The sequence below is a fragment of the Thioclava litoralis genome, assembly GCF_045278885.1.
Classification (GTDB): Bacteria; Pseudomonadota; Alphaproteobacteria; order Rhodobacterales; family Rhodobacteraceae; genus Thioclava; species Thioclava litoralis.
The window spans coordinates 324,351-340,949 of the sequence record NZ_CP135444.1 but is presented as its reverse complement, the minus strand read 5'-3'; the positions used below and the strand labels follow the sequence as shown (position 1 = coordinate 340,949).

16 protein-coding genes are annotated in these 16,599 nt (G+C 61.9%); 6 read left to right on the top strand and 10 right to left on the bottom strand.

The features are described 5' to 3' along the window. The first annotated feature begins 23 nt into the window (after window positions 1-23). Both RPE78_RS15175 and RPE78_RS15170 read left to right on the top strand, forming a co-directional pair. Window positions 24-1,058, top strand: coding sequence for an HlyD family secretion protein (locus tag RPE78_RS15175; RefSeq protein ID WP_330646919.1), 1,035 nt, complete (start codon window positions 24-26; stop codon window positions 1,056-1,058). 242 nt (window positions 1,059-1,300) lie between these two features. Further along, window positions 1,301-2,830: an MDR family MFS transporter gene (locus RPE78_RS15170; protein WP_330646918.1), complete on the top strand. Its 1,530-nt coding sequence runs from the start codon at window positions 1,301-1,303 to the stop codon at window positions 2,828-2,830. Window positions 2,831-3,033: 203 nt separating this feature from the next. Here the strand turns inward: RPE78_RS15170 and RPE78_RS15165 are convergent, their stop codons facing one another. The 4 genes from RPE78_RS15165 to RPE78_RS15150 form a co-directional block, all read right to left on the bottom strand. Then, window positions 3,034-3,366 (bottom strand): hypothetical protein, encoded by a 333-nt coding sequence (locus RPE78_RS15165; protein WP_330646917.1) that lies wholly within the window; start codon window positions 3,364-3,366, stop codon window positions 3,034-3,036. Window positions 3,367-3,379: 13 nt separating this feature from the next. After that, window positions 3,380-4,222 carry a dioxygenase gene (locus RPE78_RS15160; protein WP_330646916.1) on the bottom strand — a complete coding sequence of 281 codons (843 nt, stop codon included), beginning with the start codon at window positions 4,220-4,222 and terminating at the stop codon, window positions 3,380-3,382. Window positions 4,223-4,440: 218 nt separating this feature from the next. Then, complete coding sequence (locus RPE78_RS15155) at window positions 4,441-5,496, bottom strand: maleylacetate reductase (protein ID WP_330646915.1); 1,056 nt, start codon at window positions 5,494-5,496, stop codon at window positions 4,441-4,443. Window positions 5,497-5,649: 153 nt separating this feature from the next. Further along, window positions 5,650-7,296 (bottom strand): bifunctional 3-(3-hydroxy-phenyl)propionate/3-hydroxycinnamic acid hydroxylase, encoded by a 1,647-nt coding sequence (locus RPE78_RS15150; RefSeq protein WP_330646914.1) that lies wholly within the window; start codon window positions 7,294-7,296, stop codon window positions 5,650-5,652. Window positions 7,297-7,604: 308 nt separating this feature from the next. Between RPE78_RS15150 and RPE78_RS15145 the strand changes: the two genes are divergently transcribed. Beyond that, window positions 7,605-8,258, top strand: a complete 654-nt coding sequence (locus RPE78_RS15145; RefSeq protein WP_330646913.1) for a helix-turn-helix domain-containing protein — start codon at window positions 7,605-7,607, stop codon at window positions 8,256-8,258. 15 nt (window positions 8,259-8,273) lie between these two features. Here RPE78_RS15145 and RPE78_RS15140 read toward each other — a convergent pair whose 3' ends face one another. The 6 genes from RPE78_RS15140 to RPE78_RS15115 form a co-directional block, all read right to left on the bottom strand. After that, window positions 8,274-9,215, bottom strand: a complete 942-nt coding sequence (locus RPE78_RS15140) for a LysR family transcriptional regulator (protein ID WP_330646912.1) — start codon at window positions 9,213-9,215, stop codon at window positions 8,274-8,276. A gap of 135 nt (window positions 9,216-9,350) precedes the next feature. Further along, window positions 9,351-10,361, bottom strand: a complete 1,011-nt coding sequence (locus RPE78_RS15135) for a branched-chain amino acid ABC transporter permease (protein ID WP_330647275.1) — start codon at window positions 10,359-10,361, stop codon at window positions 9,351-9,353. A gap of 7 nt (window positions 10,362-10,368) precedes the next feature. Next, window positions 10,369-11,235 carry a branched-chain amino acid ABC transporter permease gene (locus tag RPE78_RS15130; protein WP_330646910.1) on the bottom strand — a complete coding sequence of 289 codons (867 nt, stop codon included), beginning with the start codon at window positions 11,233-11,235 and terminating at the stop codon, window positions 10,369-10,371. After that, window positions 11,235-11,945 carry an ABC transporter ATP-binding protein gene (locus RPE78_RS15125; RefSeq protein WP_330646909.1) on the bottom strand — a complete coding sequence of 237 codons (711 nt, stop codon included), beginning with the start codon at window positions 11,943-11,945 and terminating at the stop codon, window positions 11,235-11,237. Before RPE78_RS15125 ends, RPE78_RS15130 begins: the two co-directional genes overlap by 1 nt. Further along, the gene (locus RPE78_RS15120; protein ID WP_406721688.1) at window positions 11,929-12,687 is read right to left on the bottom strand and encodes an ABC transporter ATP-binding protein; all 759 of its coding nucleotides are present in this window, start codon (window positions 12,685-12,687) and stop codon (window positions 11,929-11,931) included. Before RPE78_RS15120 ends, RPE78_RS15125 begins: the two co-directional genes overlap by 17 nt. Window positions 12,688-12,727: 40 nt before the next feature. Next, on the bottom strand, window positions 12,728-13,999 hold the full coding sequence (locus RPE78_RS15115) for an ABC transporter substrate-binding protein (RefSeq protein ID WP_330646907.1): 1,272 nt from the start codon (window positions 13,997-13,999) through the stop codon (window positions 12,728-12,730). Between the two features lie 530 nt (window positions 14,000-14,529). On the opposite strand from RPE78_RS15115, the gene RPE78_RS15110 reads away from it, so the two are divergent. From RPE78_RS15110 to RPE78_RS15100, 3 genes are all read left to right on the top strand, one after another. Then, window positions 14,530-14,976: a hypothetical protein gene (locus tag RPE78_RS15110; protein WP_330646906.1), complete on the top strand. Its 447-nt coding sequence runs from the start codon at window positions 14,530-14,532 to the stop codon at window positions 14,974-14,976. Window positions 14,977-14,984: 8 nt separating this feature from the next. After that, the gene (locus tag RPE78_RS15105) at window positions 14,985-15,767 is read left to right on the top strand and encodes a fumarylacetoacetate hydrolase family protein (RefSeq protein WP_330646905.1); all 783 of its coding nucleotides are present in this window, start codon (window positions 14,985-14,987) and stop codon (window positions 15,765-15,767) included. 81 nt (window positions 15,768-15,848) lie between these two features. Next, window positions 15,849-16,598: an aldolase/citrate lyase family protein gene (locus RPE78_RS15100; protein ID WP_330646904.1), complete on the top strand. Its 750-nt coding sequence runs from the start codon at window positions 15,849-15,851 to the stop codon at window positions 16,596-16,598. Window position 16,599: the final 1 nt, after the last annotated feature.

The following is a 16,599-nucleotide window of genomic DNA, read 5'->3' as shown; positions in this document are numbered from 1 at the left end:
CTCTTCCAACTAGGTCCGTTGCAATGTTCCGCTCTAAAAACATCCTGATTGTCGCCTGCATTCTATGCGCTCTCGGCGCAGGCTGGATTATTCTCAACCGTCCCGCCAGCCAGTCGCGTTGGCAGGTCACCGATGATGCCTATATCAATGCCGATATCGTCGCCCTCTCTCCCGAGGTGAGCGGCCGCGTCACCGAAATCGCCGTGCAAGAGCATGAAACCGTGCATAAAGATCAGGTGATCGCAAAGCTTGATGACCGCGATTACAAATTTGCCGTGGCCGCTGCACAGGCCCAGCTTGATACCTCCGATGCGGCTCTGGCCGCATTGACCGCGCAGATCGCCCAGCAAAAAGCCGCCATCGAGGAAGCCAGCGCCCAGACCACCGCCGCGCAGGCCAATCTGGAGCTGGCCCGTTCGGATGCCAGCCGCTATGCCAATCTGGCACAGGACGGCTCCGCCAGCCAGCAGGCGCGCGAGACGGCACGCACCCATGTGACGACAGCACAGGCCGAACTGGCACGCTCGCAGGCCGCGTTGACACAGGCGAAGATGCAAAGTCAGGTGCTGCAAGCCAAACAGAACGAGGCCAGCGCCGCGAAAGCCAGCGCGCAGGCCGCGCTTGACAAGGCCAAGCTGGATCTGGACCGCACCGTGATCCGCTCGCCGATCGAGGGGATGATCGGCGTGCAAAGCCTGCGGATGGGCGCGCTTGTGGGGCCGCAAACTGTGGCCTGCCTCGTCGTGCCGCCGCCGCAGGATCTGTATATCGACGCCAATTACCGCGAGACCCAGCTTGACCATATGACGCTTGGACAGCCGGTCAATATCGAGATCGACGCCCTGCCCGATACGACCTTCACCGGCCATGTCGCCTCTATCGCCCCCGCCAGCGGCGCAAGCTATGCCAGCCTGCCCGCCCATAATGCCACCGGCAATTTCACCAAAATCGTGCAACGCCTGATCGTTCGGGTCAGCATCGATCCGGACAATAGCGCGATCAACCAGTTGCGCGCGGGGATGTCGGTCGTGACCAGGGTCGATACCGCCAAGCACTGAGACGACCGCAGGCAGGCATCACGGTGCCTGCCTTTTGCATGGGCTGTGCAGGCATGCACCCATCGGGCGAGGAGAAATCCCGCGCATGCACTTTACAGGCTGTTCGAACCGGCGTTAAAAGCCGGAGCCTACCCAGCCCAGCCACCCGACCGTTGCGGCCTCCGGCCCTGTTCCGGACCCCCGCCCTAACGGAATCCGGCCAGCCAGCTTCCTGTCACGCATTACAAGGCCTGCAAGAGTTCATGACGTCCCAAACCTCCAATGATATCTCCACCGGCTGGCTGCCCCCGCATCTGCGCCGCGTTTTCTCGGGGCTGATCGTGGCAATGGCGCTGGCCGCGCTAGACCAGAGCATTGTCAACACCGCCCTGCCGCGCATGGCCAGTGATCTGGGCGGTCTGGCCCATCTCAGCTGGGTCGTCACCGCCTTCATGCTGACCAACACGGTCTCGACGCCGATCTATGGCAAGCTTTCGGACATGTTCGGGCGGCGCGTCTTCCTGCTGGGGGCGGTGATTGTGTTTCTGGTCATGTCGATGCTCTGCGGTGTAGCGCAATCCATGGGCCAGTTGATCGCCTTCCGCTTCCTGCAGGGGATCGGCGCGGGCGGGGTGATGACGCTCAGCCAGACCGTGATCAGCGATCTGGTCAGTCCCCGCGAGCGGGTGCGCTATCAGGGGCTGTTCTCGGGGGCCTTCGCCTTTGCCAGCCTGACGGGGCCACTGCTGGGCGGGGTGCTGACCACGCTGCTTTCATGGCGTTGGGTCTTCTATATCAACCTGCCATTGGGCATTCTGGCGCTGGCGCTCCTATGGACGGCCCTGCCGCCCTCGCCGCCGCGCCGTAGCCACAAGATCGACTATCTCGGTGCGGGCCTGCTGATTATCGGCGCCTCGGCGCTGCTGCTGCTGTTCAGTCTCGGCGGCTCGCTCTTCGCATGGGGGTCGCTGACAAGCCTGATCCTCGGGGGGATCGCCCTGCTGGCTCTGACGCTGTTCTTCTGGACCGAACTGCGCGCGGCCGAACCGATCATCAACCTGCGCCTGTTCCGTATCAGCGCCTTTGCAACGGGCATTCTCACCATGTCCTGCATGGGGTTTGCGATGATGAGCGCAATGGTATTCTTGCCGCTCTACTTCCAACTCGTGCTCGGGCTTAACCCCGCACAGGCAGGGGCCATGATGCTGCCGCAGGTGATCGCGATGCTGCTGACCTCGACCTTCGGCGGCAAACTGTCCTCCGATCTCGGACGTCCCAAAATCTTCATGGTTGCAGGCATCGCCTTCGAAGCCGCAGGGCTTGGCATGCTTGCCGTTCTGGCGATGACAGGGGCCGCCTATCCCGCATTCTGGCTGGCTCTGGCGCTTTTGGGAACGGGGATGGGCATCGCCATGCCCAATGCCACGGCCATCGTGCAGAACTCGGTTCCGAAAGACAGCATGGGCGTCGCGACATCGACAATGGCCTTCTTGCGCTCGATGGGCGGCACGCTGGGGGTCGCCGTGTCGGGGGGGGTGATGGCAATGGGGCTGTCCTCGAACCTGCGCGCCTTGGGGGGCGATATCGATGTGCAGGCCATCATCAATGGCGGCATGGAGGCGGTCGATACCCTGCCCGCCACATTGCGCCCCGAGATTGACGAGGCTTTCCGGCAGGCAATCACCGCAGCGTTCGAGATGGGCGGCATTGTCATGAGCGTGGCACTGGTCGTGGCCCTGACCCTGCGCGGCACGGCCTTCAAGCCCCGTCCCGCAGAGCCGCCGCGCGACTGACCCGGCACGCCGGGCATCTTCCGACCCAGAGCCCAAGGGGCGGCGCAGACTGTTTTTGCGGCTCCGTCGGGCGGGGCCGCAAGCGGCGCGATATCCCCCCCAACGGATGCAATCCCCGCAGGCCTGCTGGCTCCGCGCACATGGAAACGCCGCGCAACCCGAAGGCTGCGCGGCGCTGTCTTTGTCTTTCGGACAGGTCCGCTTTAGCGCAAAGCGAAATACCGCGCGGGGTCCATCATCGTCACCCGCACGGCCACCCGTACCTGCGCGGCGGCGCTGAGCATATCCTGCAGCTTCAGGGCGGCGGCCCGCACCTGCTCCAGACTGCGCTCGGGCTTTTCAAGCACCCGCAGATCCGCCGAGGCCTGCGCCTGATCGGGCAGCCCATAGACCGGAACAAGGGTCAGATGGCAAAACTCCATCGGCACCGAAAGCTCGCGGCAGAGCATCTGCCGGATTTCGGGCAGCGCCGCTTCGAGGGTCGAACCGCATTCGGTCCAGAGATCATGTGCGATCTGCATCGACATCAGGGGCATCGTTTTTCTCCGCTTACTCGGCCTGCGCGACCATGACAAAGTCGAAGGGGGAACGCCACATCGTCTCGCCATTGATATGTTCAAACGGGGCGACCAGCGTCTGTTTCACACCGAAAACGGCATCATCGCCCAAATAGACGTCATCGCCCACGAATGTATGCGTCACAATAGTCTTATGCCCCGGTGCGGTGACCATGAAATGCATATGCGCCGGACGGTTGGGGTGACGCCCCAGATGCCCGAGCATCTGTCCCACCGGACCATCATCGGGGATCGGATAGCTGACCGGCTTGATCCCGACGAAACGGTATACCCCGTCCGAGCCGGTGATGAACCGCCCGCGATTGTTCCATTTCGGCTGGAGATCGGGCTGCTGCACATCATAGAAGCCTTCGGCATTGTCCGACCACACATCGACACAGGCCCCCTCGATCGGCGTGCCATGCAGGTCGATCACCCGACCTTCGTAAAGGCAGGTATCGCCCTTGCCATCGAGGCTGATACAGGTTCCCATCTCGCGGATCGGCGCATTGGCCACATGGAACGGGCCGAACACGGTGTTCTCCGTCGCCCCTGTGGGCCTGCGGTTATTGATGGCATCCACCAGCATCGACACCCCCAGCACATCCGACAGCAGGATGAATTCCTGACGTTCGCCGCTGCAGATCTGTCCGGTCTTGGTCAGGAAATCGATCCCGATATCCCATTCTTCCTGCGTCAGTTCGACCTCTTTGACGAACTCGTGCATATGCCGGACCAAAGCTTCCATGACCGTCTTCAGACGCGCGGGCACAGTGTCGCCCATCCGTGCATTGACCGTCTGATCGGACGCCTCCTCGGTGAAAAATTTTGTCATAGTCACGTTCCTTATGTCAGAATCCTGCCAAGCCGGAGCCGGTTTCCGCCCCGCGGCAGCGCGGGTACGGGCCGGGCGCGGGCTTGACAAATCCGTATGAAAACAATGCGCCAGCCCCGCCTGTGGACCCTGTCCCTCAGGCCTGTCCCGCCACAGGCGACACGACCCGAAAGGGGCCGGATCGCGCGCGGGCAACTGGCGGGCGCAAGGCGGGCCGCTTAGGGCCTGTGGCCTTCCCATGCGGCTTGCAAGAGCGCACGGATCGCCTGCCGCTCGACGGGGCGCGGGTTCCAATAGGGGTTTTTCACGGCCAGATCCGCCGCACGGTCCAGATCGGCCTCGGCCAGCCCCAGATCACGCAGCGCCATCGGCGCCCCCAACTCTTTGGCAAAATCCCAAAGACCCTTGCCCAGATCCCCCCCGAACATATCGGCAAGCGGCTTGAGATCCTCCGCCGCCGCCTGCGCATTATAGGCTGCGGTATGCGGGATCATCACCGAATGCGTCTCGGCATGGGGCAGGCCGAAAGAGCCGCCCAGAGTGTGACAAAGCTTGTGATGCAGCGCCATCCCGACAGATCCCAGCACCGTGCCGCACAGCCACGCGCCATAAAGCGCCTCGCCGCGCGCGGTCGCATCCTCCGGACGACGGACAATGGCAGGCAGAGCCTGTTTGAGCGCCCGCACCCCGTCCACCGCCATCATCGACGCCACGGGGTTCTTGTTTTGCGCATAGAGCCCTTCGATGGCATGGGCCATAGCGTTCAGTCCCGAAGTCACGCTCATCGCGACGGGCAGTCCCAGTGTCAGATTGGGATCATAGATCACCGTCTCGGGCAGGACACGGGCATCGCGCAGGGTGGTTTTGACACCCTCCTCGGTCTGGCCCAGGACGGGGGTCACTTCCGACCCCGCATAGGTCGTCGCGATCACCAGTTGCGGGCAATCATTGCGCCACGCGATGGCCTTGCCCAGACCGATGGTCGACCCGCCCCCGAGCGCGATCACGCAATCCGCGCCGGTTTCGGCATAGACCTGCATGGCCTGATCGGTCACCTCTACGGGCGTATGCATGGCCGCCCCCGCAAAGACACCAACAGCCTGTGCGCCCAGCGATTGCGCCAAGGCCTGTGCATCCTGCTCTTGGAACGGCGTCGAAAGCACCAGCGCCCGCGCACATCCCAAAGCACGCAGCTCCTCGGCCACCCGATCCAGCGCGCCACAGGCAAACACCACCCGCGCGGGATTGAGACTACAGATAAAATTCAGTGACATTTTCCCCCCTGTCCCGATCCGGCAGACCGGGCTTCCCAGAGTAGGAGACTACAAACAGACCAGCCGCGTAGCATCCTAATATTGAATGATTTCATATCTGAAAGATATGACCCCGTGCGATGCCCCCCGATATCGCCATCGGGGGGCGCCGGTTCAGGCCGAAAGCGCGGCTTCGACCGCAGGCACATTGAGCGACTGCATCACCTTGTCGAACCGCTCGCGCAGGGCTTCGGGGCTATTGGCCGTCAGAGCCACATAGAAATCCGGACGGATCAGCACATAGCGCGCATCGATCTCTTCCATCCACGCCTTATAGGTGCCTTCGCGGTCCAGAACATTGGCCTGACCGGCCTGTGCCGACATCTGCACCCCGAAGCCTTCCAGCGAGGCCAGCTGCGCTTTCTGTGCCGCGCTCAGCACCGCCATCGGATCGGTATCATAGCCGATCAGCACCCAGCCCTGCCCCACGGCCTGATCGAACAGATCGACCTTGCCATTGGCCTCGACCACGCCCTGCACCGACAGCTCGCCCGAATGCGCGCTGTCCTGACACCATGCCCCGTGACCCAGATGGCAGATATCGGTGGGCACGGGCGTATGGTTGCGCGCGGCCAGATCCGCGATCATCTCCTTGTCGCGCTTGGCGGCTTCGGCCTCGTCCGCGATACAGATGATCTGCCCCAGTTCCTGACTGAAATTGATGTAATGCTTGGCATGTTCGACGCGCTCGGTGGTATAGCTGTCCAGCGCCTCAAGGCCATATTTGCCTTCAAGGATACCGTTCAGACGCCAAGCCATCGCCAAGGCATCACGGACCCCCGCACACATGCCCTCGCCCGCGAAGGGCGGCATCAGGTGGGCGGCATCGCCCCCGATCAGGCAGCGCCCCTTGTTCCACAGCTTCGCCCACCGCGCCTGAAAACGGTAAACCGCCGCACGCTCAAGCTGGGAATTCTCGGGGGTGATGCCCCACGGCTCCAGCAGCTTCCACGCATTCTCGGGCTTTTGCAGCTCGGTCGCATCCTCGCCCGGCAGGACCATATACTCCCAGCGGCGGCGGTCAGGGCCGCCCGCCACGGGGCCCGGCCCCCCCGGCACGATCGTGGTGGGACGCACCGGATCGCAGAGCTGCCACTGGGCGGGCTCGTGCGGGCGGCTGGCCACGTAATCGAAATCGGGGATCATATCGAGGATCAGCCAGTCGAAGAAATAGCCCCGATCCTCGTTTTCGATCCCCAGCGTCTCGCGGACAAAGCTGTTGGCCCCGTCGGTGCCTGCCACGAATTTCGCGCGCAGCTGGCGGGTCTCGTCGGGACGACCGCCTTCTTCGGGGTTGCGGCGCAGCGTCAGCGTGACGCTTTCGGCATCTTGCACCATCTCGGCGGCTTCCCAGCCGCGAATGATCTCGACCGTTTCGAGCTGGTTGGCGATCTCCATCAGCCGCTCTTCGAGATAGGGCTGGTTGAACCAGTAGCGCACGCGCCAGCCCGACGCCGATTTGCTCTGCCAGTCAACGATCTGCAGATCCTCGCCATCGCGATTGCGCCAGTAATACAGCTCGTCATGGAAATTGATTGCCGGATCGGTTTCGGCATTGATGCCGAGTGTCGCCAGAATGCGGGCGATCTCGTGATCGAAGGTCACCGCCCGCGGCAGCGGGTAATAGGTGGTCCAGCGTTCGATCAGCGTCACGCGCTTGCCGCGCTGACCTAGCAAAATCGCCAGAAGATGGCCGACAGGCCCGCCGCCAACAATGGCCACATCGGTATCAAAGCCCTGAGGCTTGGCTGAGTTGTTCATGATGTCCTCCCTCGGACCTTCCCTGCTCTCCTCGTGCCGGCAAAGTCCGCAATATAACCCTGCGCTTGATTAGGATCGAAAAATGAATGATCGTCAAGTTTGAATTTTCGTCATTTTATCTGGATGAAAAGCCGCCCCTAGCCTGCTGTTCAAAAAGGATATTCTGGGACATAGGTTCGGGCGCACTGTAAGGAGCGCCAAAACCACCTGCCGCAGGCGGGCGTGGCTTGGCGGCAGATTGCTTCCGGTTTCGGAGGCGGGACGCTAAGAAAGCGAATGTGATTCGTAGATGACTGGAATGGTGCCAAATGCCCTCGACCCCGACAGAACCGCCCGCCGAAGGACGTGTCGCCCGCCGTCAGCGCCGCACCCGCAAAGCGCTGATTGACGCGGCCTGTCGGGTGATGTCCGAAAAGGGTGTGGACGCCGCCACCATGCTGGAAATCGCCGAGGCCGCCGATATGGGGGCGGGCACTGTCTATAACTATTTCAAATCGAAAGACGATCTGGCCGTCGCGGTGCTGGAATTCCTGATGCAGGATCTTGCGATGCGCATCGAATCCGTCACCAATACCTTCAGCGATTCCGCGCTGGTCTATGCCTGTGGGGTGCGCTCGGTGCTGGAGGTCGCCACACAGGACGCGCGCTGGCATCCCTTGCTCAACCGCTCCGAGGTGATTGCCGATGCGATGTATCGGGCGATGGGGCCCTTTGCGATCCGCGATATGGAACGGGCGACGGAGGCGGGCCGCTTTACGATCAGCGATGCCAGCCTGATCTGGCGGCTGACCAGCCACGCCCTGCTGGGCGCGGCGCTTCTGATCCTGAAGGGCGACCTTCCGGCCACAGCCAAACCGGAAATCGTCATGCGGCTGCTTTGTATGACAGGACTGCCACCGGCAGAGGCGCAAGATCTTGCCCTACGCGACCTGCCCCCCGTCCCCGACAGGCTTCCCGCATAGGCGCGCCGCCGCGCCTCAGAGGGCCTCGATCTCGGCATCCAGCCGCGATTGCAGCGCAGCGCAATGGCTACGGATATGGTCCGACACCACCTGTAACGCCGCAGGGGCCTCGGCATTTTTCAGGCGTAACAGGCCCAGTTGCCGGTCCGGATGGGCGACCTTGACCGGCAGCACGGTGATCCCCAGCATCTCGCGCACCATATGCACCACCGAGGATGGCAGCATCGTCAGACAATCCGTGCGCGCCAGAAAACTGGTGATCGATGCCAAGGTCCCGCCGGAAAAGGTGAATTTGGCATGTTCGGAGGCTCCGGTCGCCTCGATCGCCTGTTTCAGATCCCGAAAGAGCGGGCTGTCCTGCGGCGGGGCCACCCAGGAATAGGTGGCAATATCGCCCAGTTCCACCGAGCGCCGCCGCGTCAGCGGATGACCTGCGCGGCAGGCAATCACATTGCGCCCTGACAGGATCGGGGTGAACACCATATCAATCGGCACCTGCCCCTGTGGCAGCGGCAGCACCGCCAGATCGATGGTCTTGTTGCGCAGCTTGCTGGCAAGGCTGTCGTAATAGCCATAGACCTGTTCGAATTGCAGCCCGCTGACCTGCTCTTGCAGATCCGCCAGTAGCGGAGTGATCACCCCGTCCATGAACAGCGGTGTGCCCCCCATGCGCAGATATCCCGCGCGGCCGCTTTGCACCCGCTCGACCAGCGCGCTGGCCTCCAGCGACAGGTTATGGATCCGGCGTCCGATCTTGGCCAGCTCCTGTCCGAAATCGGTCGGACGCAGCGGGCGGCGGCCATGTTCAAACAGGGAAAGCCCCAGCCGTTTTTCCAGAATGGCCATAGACCGCGAGACCGAAGGCTGGGATTTGCCAAGCGCCTCCGCCCCTTCGGTCAAGCCCCCCTGTTCGACGATCATCGCAAGGATTTCCAGATGTTCGCTGTCAATCCGCATGGCCCAACCGATCAGTTATCCGCTCTTTCATCCGAGTTTAGGCGGATAATATACCTTTGTGCAATGCGCCTTCGCTGCAACATGCCCCTGCCGCGCCGTTTGGGACACGCGACAGGGGCATGGGAGGGGCAGCCCCTAGTCGAGACGGCGGCTGACTGGCAGGATCGTCAGCCCCAGACGGGCCTTGAGCGCCCCATAGATGCCCCGCTTGTCGATCATCATCACCGCAATCGCGATCACGCCCATGACGATCAGATACCATGTGCCCCAGTCCGCCGCGAGGCTGCGCAGCGCGAAGAAGACGATCACCCCGAGGATCGGGCCCTCGATCGTGCCGATCCCGCCGATCACCACGATAAAGATCACGAAAGCCGTCCAGTCATTGACCGAAAAGGCGCTATCGGGGGTAATGCGCAGCTTCTGCAGGAAGATGAAGGCCCCCGTCAGACCGGTGAACCCTGCCGTCAGAAGATAGATCAGGAATTTCACGCGCCGCGTGGCCACACCAACGGTTTCAGCGGCGATCTCGCTATCGCGGATGGCCGTCAGGGCCAGACCCCAGCGCGAACGCAGCAGCATCCAGACCAGCGCCACGGAGGCGATACCGATGGCGAAGGCAAAGTAATACATCACCATCTCGCGCCCGTCGCGGCTGGCAGAAAGCGATTTCACCACCTGCACGGGCAGCGAGATCCCAGACCCGCCGCCAAGCGCCGAGACCTGCGCGGCCCCCAGCCGGAACACCTCGGCAATCACCCAGGTGCCGATGGCGAAATAGGCCCCTTGCAGCCGGAAGGCGATCCAGCCCGTCGGCAGCGCCACCAGCGCCGTCACGCATCCGGCCAGCACCAGCGCCAGAGGCAGCGGCATGCCGGTAAAGATCGCCAGCGCGAAGAACACATAGCCCCCCAGCCCGACAAAGGCCTGCTGTCCCACCGACACAAGGCCGGTATAGCCTGCCAGCAGGTTCCACATCTGCGCCAGCGCCAGATAGCTCAGCACCTCCATCAGGAACCGAAGATCGGCGCGGCTGGCCCAGAAAGGAGCCGCAGCCAAAGTGCCCAGCACCGCCAGCACAAGGCCTGCCGTGGCCAGCGCGCCCCAGTTCATTCCGCTTTTTTGCGGGCTCATATCCATTTCTTTCATGCTCATCTCAATGCGCCACCTTCGGCATCAACCCCGTCGGGCGGAAAATCAGGACCAGCAGGAAAACCAGATGCCCTGCCAAAATCTGGAACCCCGCATCGACCTGCGCGCCCAGCGTCTGTGCCACGCCAAGGATGATCCCGCCCAGAAGCGTGCCCCACAGATTGCCCAGCCCGCCAATAATCACCGCCTCGAAGGCGAAAAGAAGCCGCGCCGGTCCGGCGGCAGGATCGAAATTGGTTTTCATCGCCAACCAGATCCCCGCGATGCCCACCACAACGCTGGCCAGCGCGGTCGCCAAAGCGAAAGTATGCCCGCGGTTACCGCCCATCAGCGGCACGATTTCGGCATCATCGGAGGTGGCGCGCAGCATCCGCCCGAGGCTCGTTTTGTAAAACACAAGCTGCAAGGCCCAGATCACCGCGATGGCGGTCACGAACATCAGAAGCGGCAGCACACCCACGGCAATCTGGTCGCTCAGTTGCAGCGAGGCGGTCTCGAACATGCCGGTCGGCAATTTGCGGCTATCGGCGGAATAGAGTTCCAGCAGCCCGTTCTGCAAAATGATCGACATCCCGAAGGTGATCAGGATCGGCGGCAGGATATCCTTGCCCAAGGCGCGGTTCAGCAGGATGCGCTGGTTGATATAGCCCGCAAGCCCCAGAATAAGCACCACCATCGCCACACCCACAACCGGACTGAGCCCCCAGCTGATGACGAAGGTAAAAATCAGATAGGCGCCGACCACGATGAAATCACCATGCGCGATATTGACAAAGCGCATCACCCCGAACATCAGCGACAGCCCCGCCGCGAAAAGGGCATAGAGGCCGCCCAACATCACACCCTGAATAAGTGCGTTGATCCAAACCATCACGCGATCTCCGTTCCAAAATAGGCCTGCGCGATCTGTGCGCGCGTCAACTCGGAGGATTTGCCCGAAAGCGAAACCCGCCCTTCCATGAAGCAATAGATCCGGTCCGCGACCGCCATTGCCTGCCCGACATCCTGCTCGACCACCAGAATGGCCGTGCCGCGCGCGCGGATCAGCGGGACGGCCTGATAGATGTCCTTGATGATCTTGGGTGCAAGCCCGAGGCTGATCTCGTCACATAGCAGCAGCTTGGGGTTGGAAATCAGCGCCCGTCCGATCGCCACCATCTGCTGTTGTCCGCCCGAAAGCGCCGTTCCGGGGTTGTTTTTCTTGGCGACCAGATCGGGGAAAAGCTCATAGACCGCTTTCAGGTCCCAAGGCCCCTTCCGCTTGCCCGCCGCACCGATCAGCAGGTTTTCCTCGACCGAGAGCGAGGGAAACAGCCGCCGCCCCTCGGGCACCATCGCCAGACCCGCCTTATGGATCTTGTCCGGCGCAAGCCCCGCAATCGGCTGCCCGTCCAGCCGGATGGTCTGGCCCTTGGTCGATTGCAGCCCCGTCAGACTGCGCAGAAAGGTGGATTTTCCGGCCCCGTTGGCGCCGATAATGGCCACGGTCTCGCCATGCTCGACCGTCATATCCACCCCGAACAGCGCTTGAAAATCGCCGTAATGCGCGGTCAGCCCCTCTGTCTCAAGCAGCTTCGTCATCGACCGAAATCCCCATGTAAATTTCCTGCACCAACGGATCGGCCATCACCGCACGCGGCTCGCCCTCGGCCACGATCTTGCCGAAATCGATCACCACCAGCCGGTCCACCACCGCCAGAAGCGCATGGACGATATGCTCGATCCAGATAATCGAGACACCTCCGGCATGGATCTGCTTGATAGTGGCCACCAGATCGTGGCACTCGCCTTCGGTCAGCCCGCCCGCGATCTCGTCCAAAAGCAGCAGCTTCGGATTGGTGGCCAGCGCCCGCGCCATCTCGAGACGCTTGCGTTCCAGCAGCGTCAGACTGCCTGCGGGTTTGTTGGCGCGGTGGATCAACCCCGTTTTCTCAAGGATCTCCTTGCAGGCGCTGCGCGGGTCATCGAAGCCCGCGCCACCGAACTGGCTGGCCACCAGCAGGTTTTCGTAAACGCTCATGCCGACGAAAGGATGCGGGATCTGGAAACTGCGCCCGACCCCGCGACGGCAGCGTTCCGACGCCCGCATGCCGGTCACATCGGCCCCGTCAAACCGGATCGTGCCCGCGCTCGGCTTCAGCGCCCCGCCGATCAGATTGAACAATGTCGATTTTCCGGCACCATTGGGGCCGATAATCCCGAGCGCTTCGCCCTGTGCCAGATCGAATGTGATCGCGTCAGCGACCTTCAGAGCGCCGAAACTCTTTTCGACGCCCGACAAGCTGAGAAGTGGTTGCACCGCTTCCTCCTCTTGAAATGTCATGAATAGGTAGGAGGGCGGGTCCGGTGAACCCGCCAGACCATCAGGCCTTGATCGGCAGCATCTGCGCGGTCAGCGGGATCTGCGGTGCATTGGAATTGGTCACGATTTCCAGTTGCGGCGTGCCCGAACCAAGTTTCCATTGCCCGCCAACCAGCGGGGTTTTGGAAATATTGGGCACCGGACCGTCCTGAAAATTGACCCGTCCCAGAACGGTTTCAAGATCGGTGGCGCGGATCGCCTCGACGATGCTATCCGCATCATCGATATCCTGCGTGCGGCTCAGCACATTGGTCGCGACATCGAAAAGCGAATGTTTCGTGCCAAGCGGCATCGTCCACGGGTTGCCGGTCGCGGCCTCATAGGCGGCGGCAAGCGCCTCGCAGCTCTGGCCGCTGAACGCCGAACGGAAGGGAAAGTTCTTGTGCCATGTGACCTCGACCGAAAGCCCCTCGGCGCGCGGCCCCATCGCCGACATCGCCTGCGGAAACTCGCTGGCCTTCGCCACATCGACCACTTTCGGGGTAAAGCCCTGCTGGGCGGCCTGCGTCCAGAAGGTGTTGAAATCGGGCGGGATCATCACCCCCGTCACCACCTCCACACCAGCCTTCTTGAAGGCCTGGATCTGGGCGCTGAAATCGTCCGAGCCGTTCTGGTAACGTCCGGTATCCACCAGCTTGTAGCCCGCCTTCGACATCTCGGCGGGGAAGCCGTTCTGGCTGTTGGACCAGCTATTGCCATCGGGATCATTGGGCCACATCGCCCCCACGACCTTGTTGCTGTCCACAGCCGCCCAATGCGACATGAAGACCGCGATAATATCCTCAAGCCCCCAGAAATAGTGGAATGTATAGTCAAACCCCACTTTCGGATCGCCCCCACGCCCGAAGAAATGCGCCTGCCAGGGCGTGTCATTGGTGATGCAGGGAACGCCGTTCAGCTCGGCCTGATCGGCAACGGGGTTTGTGGTATCGGGGGTGGCCGACGCACAGATCAAATCGACCTCGTCTTCGAAGATCAGCTCTTGTGCTACCGAAGAGGCACGGTTCGAACTGGACTGGCTGTCCTTGACGATAAATTCGACCGGATGGCGCGTGCCATTGACCTCCAGCCCGTCTTTGAGCGCGGCGCGATACTGGTCCAGCACGAACTGGTCCGGTTCGGCAAAAATTGCCAGCGGGCCGGTGGTCGGGGTCACAAATCCGATCTTAAGCGTGCGGGTCTTGGCCAATGCAGGCATCGGCAAACCGGTCACCGCCGCACCGGCAAGACCGGTCGCGACAGCAGATTTCAACAGACGACGTCTGGTGAGCATAGAATTCCTCCCTGAACAGATCCGGTTTGCAACGGGAATGCACCTGTTCATCCGGCGACAACCTCCCAGCGCCGAATGCGGATCATTCCTATCGCCTGCACTCCTCATTTGCAGAAGACCGGATCCTGTAATTATGTGTGTATTGTTCTGCGATACACCATACCATGATTAAGATACATTGGATTCGTGTCAATGAATTTTCGCAGCCGACCCGCGCCAAAACCAACAGTTTTCATCATTTTTAGAATTCAAGGCATTGTAATAAATAGATAATAATTATTCATTCCTTCGGATTAAAACGGCACCATCCGCCCCCTTCGACCGCATGGACAGTCTCGGGGCGCAGCCCTTCCGGCCTGCACTACCTCAGCCTGCGCCTCGCCGAGCAGTGATCATTTATCCTGCATCTGGGGCCAATGAATCGCTTGACAGCTCGTTTCAACTGTCTCACTTATTCATACACTGTATCATTTATTGATACACAAACCGGTAGGAGGAAGACCGGTTTGCGCAGTTTTAGGGAGGACACCATGCTGCTTACGGCAAAGATTCTGCTGACGCTTGCAACGCTCGGCTATTCGGCGATTCCGCTCGCCTTCGATTCCAACAAAACCCATTGGTTCAACGATTCATGGACGCCGCATGGCCGGTTCCACTGCGTCTGGCAGGTGATGAGCTACGTCTATATGGCCCTGATCGCGCTGGGTCTGATCTGGACGGCGTCCAGCGTGAACTGGCAGATCTGGCTCTCCGCGGGCCTGGCCGCCTGCGCCTATGGCGGCTTCTGGACCGCTGTGGCGCTGCGCAAGAAGCTGGGGCTGGCGCTTGTGGATGACGTCAATGGCGTGCCGCCCTTCATGCTGCCCGTTCTGGGCGAATGTGATGCCAATGTGACCCTGTTCACCACCGCGGTGATCTTGCTGGGCACGGGCGCAGGTGCGCTCTCGCTTGCCGCAGCGACCGTCGCCGCCAACTGAGGACTACCATGCTAAATAACGAACAAAGGCAGGCTGCTGCCGACGCCATCCTGAAGGCCGAGCAAACCCGCGAAGTCTGTGTCCAGCCGTCGAAAACATGGCCGGAGATGGAGCTGGAAGACGCCTATGACATCCAGCGCCGCTGGGCCAATGCCCGCATCGCGGCTGGCGCGAAAATCATCGGACGCAAGATCGGCCTGACCAGCCGTGCCATGCAGATGGCCTCGAAAATGACCGAGCCCGATTATGGCGTGATGCTGGATGATGCGGTCTTCAAGGACGGGGCGCGCATTCCGGCAGGCACGTTCATCAAGCCGCGTCTGGAAACCGAACTGGCCTTTGTTATGGGCGAAGACCTGCAAGGCGCAGGGTGCCAGATGCATGACGTGATGCGCGCCACCGAATACGTGACGCCCGCGCTAGAAATCATCGATTACCGCACGCAGGTGCCGCGCGCGATTGCCGATACCATCGCCGATAACGCCGCTTTTGGCGCGATCGTGCTTGGCGGGCGCATCTTCCGCCCGTTCGATGTGGATGTGCGCTGGATCGGGGCGACGCTTTCGAAAAACGGCGTGATCGAGGAAAGCGGCGTGTCGGCGGCCATCATGGGCCATCCGGCAGCCGGGATTGCATGGCTGGTTAACAAGCTCGCCCCGCTGGGCGATGGCCTGAAGAAAGGCGATATCGTTCTGGGTGGCTCGTTCACCCGCCCCGTCGATATTGCTTCGGGCGATGTGATCTTTGCCGATTACGGCCCGCTTGGCGCGATCGGCGTCAGCTTCGAATAACACACGCCCCGCCTGCAATCGCAGTCTCTCTGGCCCCGCCCTACCAAGCGGGGCGGGGAAAGCTATCACAGAAAGCCCATCATGACCGATATGCCCAAAAACCACTTCAAAGCCGCGATGCAAGCCTTTGAAGTCCAGCGCGGCTGCTGGTGCAGCCTGCGCGATCCGATCGTGGCCGAAATGCTGGCCGTGCTAGGGTTCGACTGGCTGATGTTCGACACCGAGCACTCGCCCATCGACCCCGCAACCGTGCTGTCGCAGTTGCAGGCCGTCGCGCCGTATAAAGCCAGCTCGATCGTCCGCCCGAGCTGCCTGAACGCCGCCGAAATCAAGAAGTTGCTGGATCTTGGAGCTCAGACGATCCTTGTGCCGATGGTCCAGAGCGCGGCAATGGCGCAGGAAGCGGTGGACGCGGTCGCCTATCCGCCCAGCGGCATTCGCGGCGTGTCGGGCATGACCCGCGCCACCCGATTTGCCACCGTGCCGGGCTATCACAAGAAGGCCCGCGAAGAGATCTGCCTGATCGTACAGGTGGAAAGCAAGGCGGCGCTGGACGAAATCGAGGCAATGGCCGCCGTTGACGGCGTCGATGCGATTTTCGTCGGTCCCGCCGATCTGGCCGCTTCGCTGGGCTATCCGGGCGAGCCGTCGCATCCCGAAGTCACCCGCGTGGTGCTGGAGGCCATCCGCCGCATCCGCGCCGCGGGCAAACCGCCGGGCATCCTGACCAGCGATCCCGCTGTCTATGATCAGGCGCTGGAAGCGGGCGCGGTTTTCGTGGCGAAAGACATCGATCTGGTGGCCATGAAAAAAGGCCTGTCGATCAGCTAAC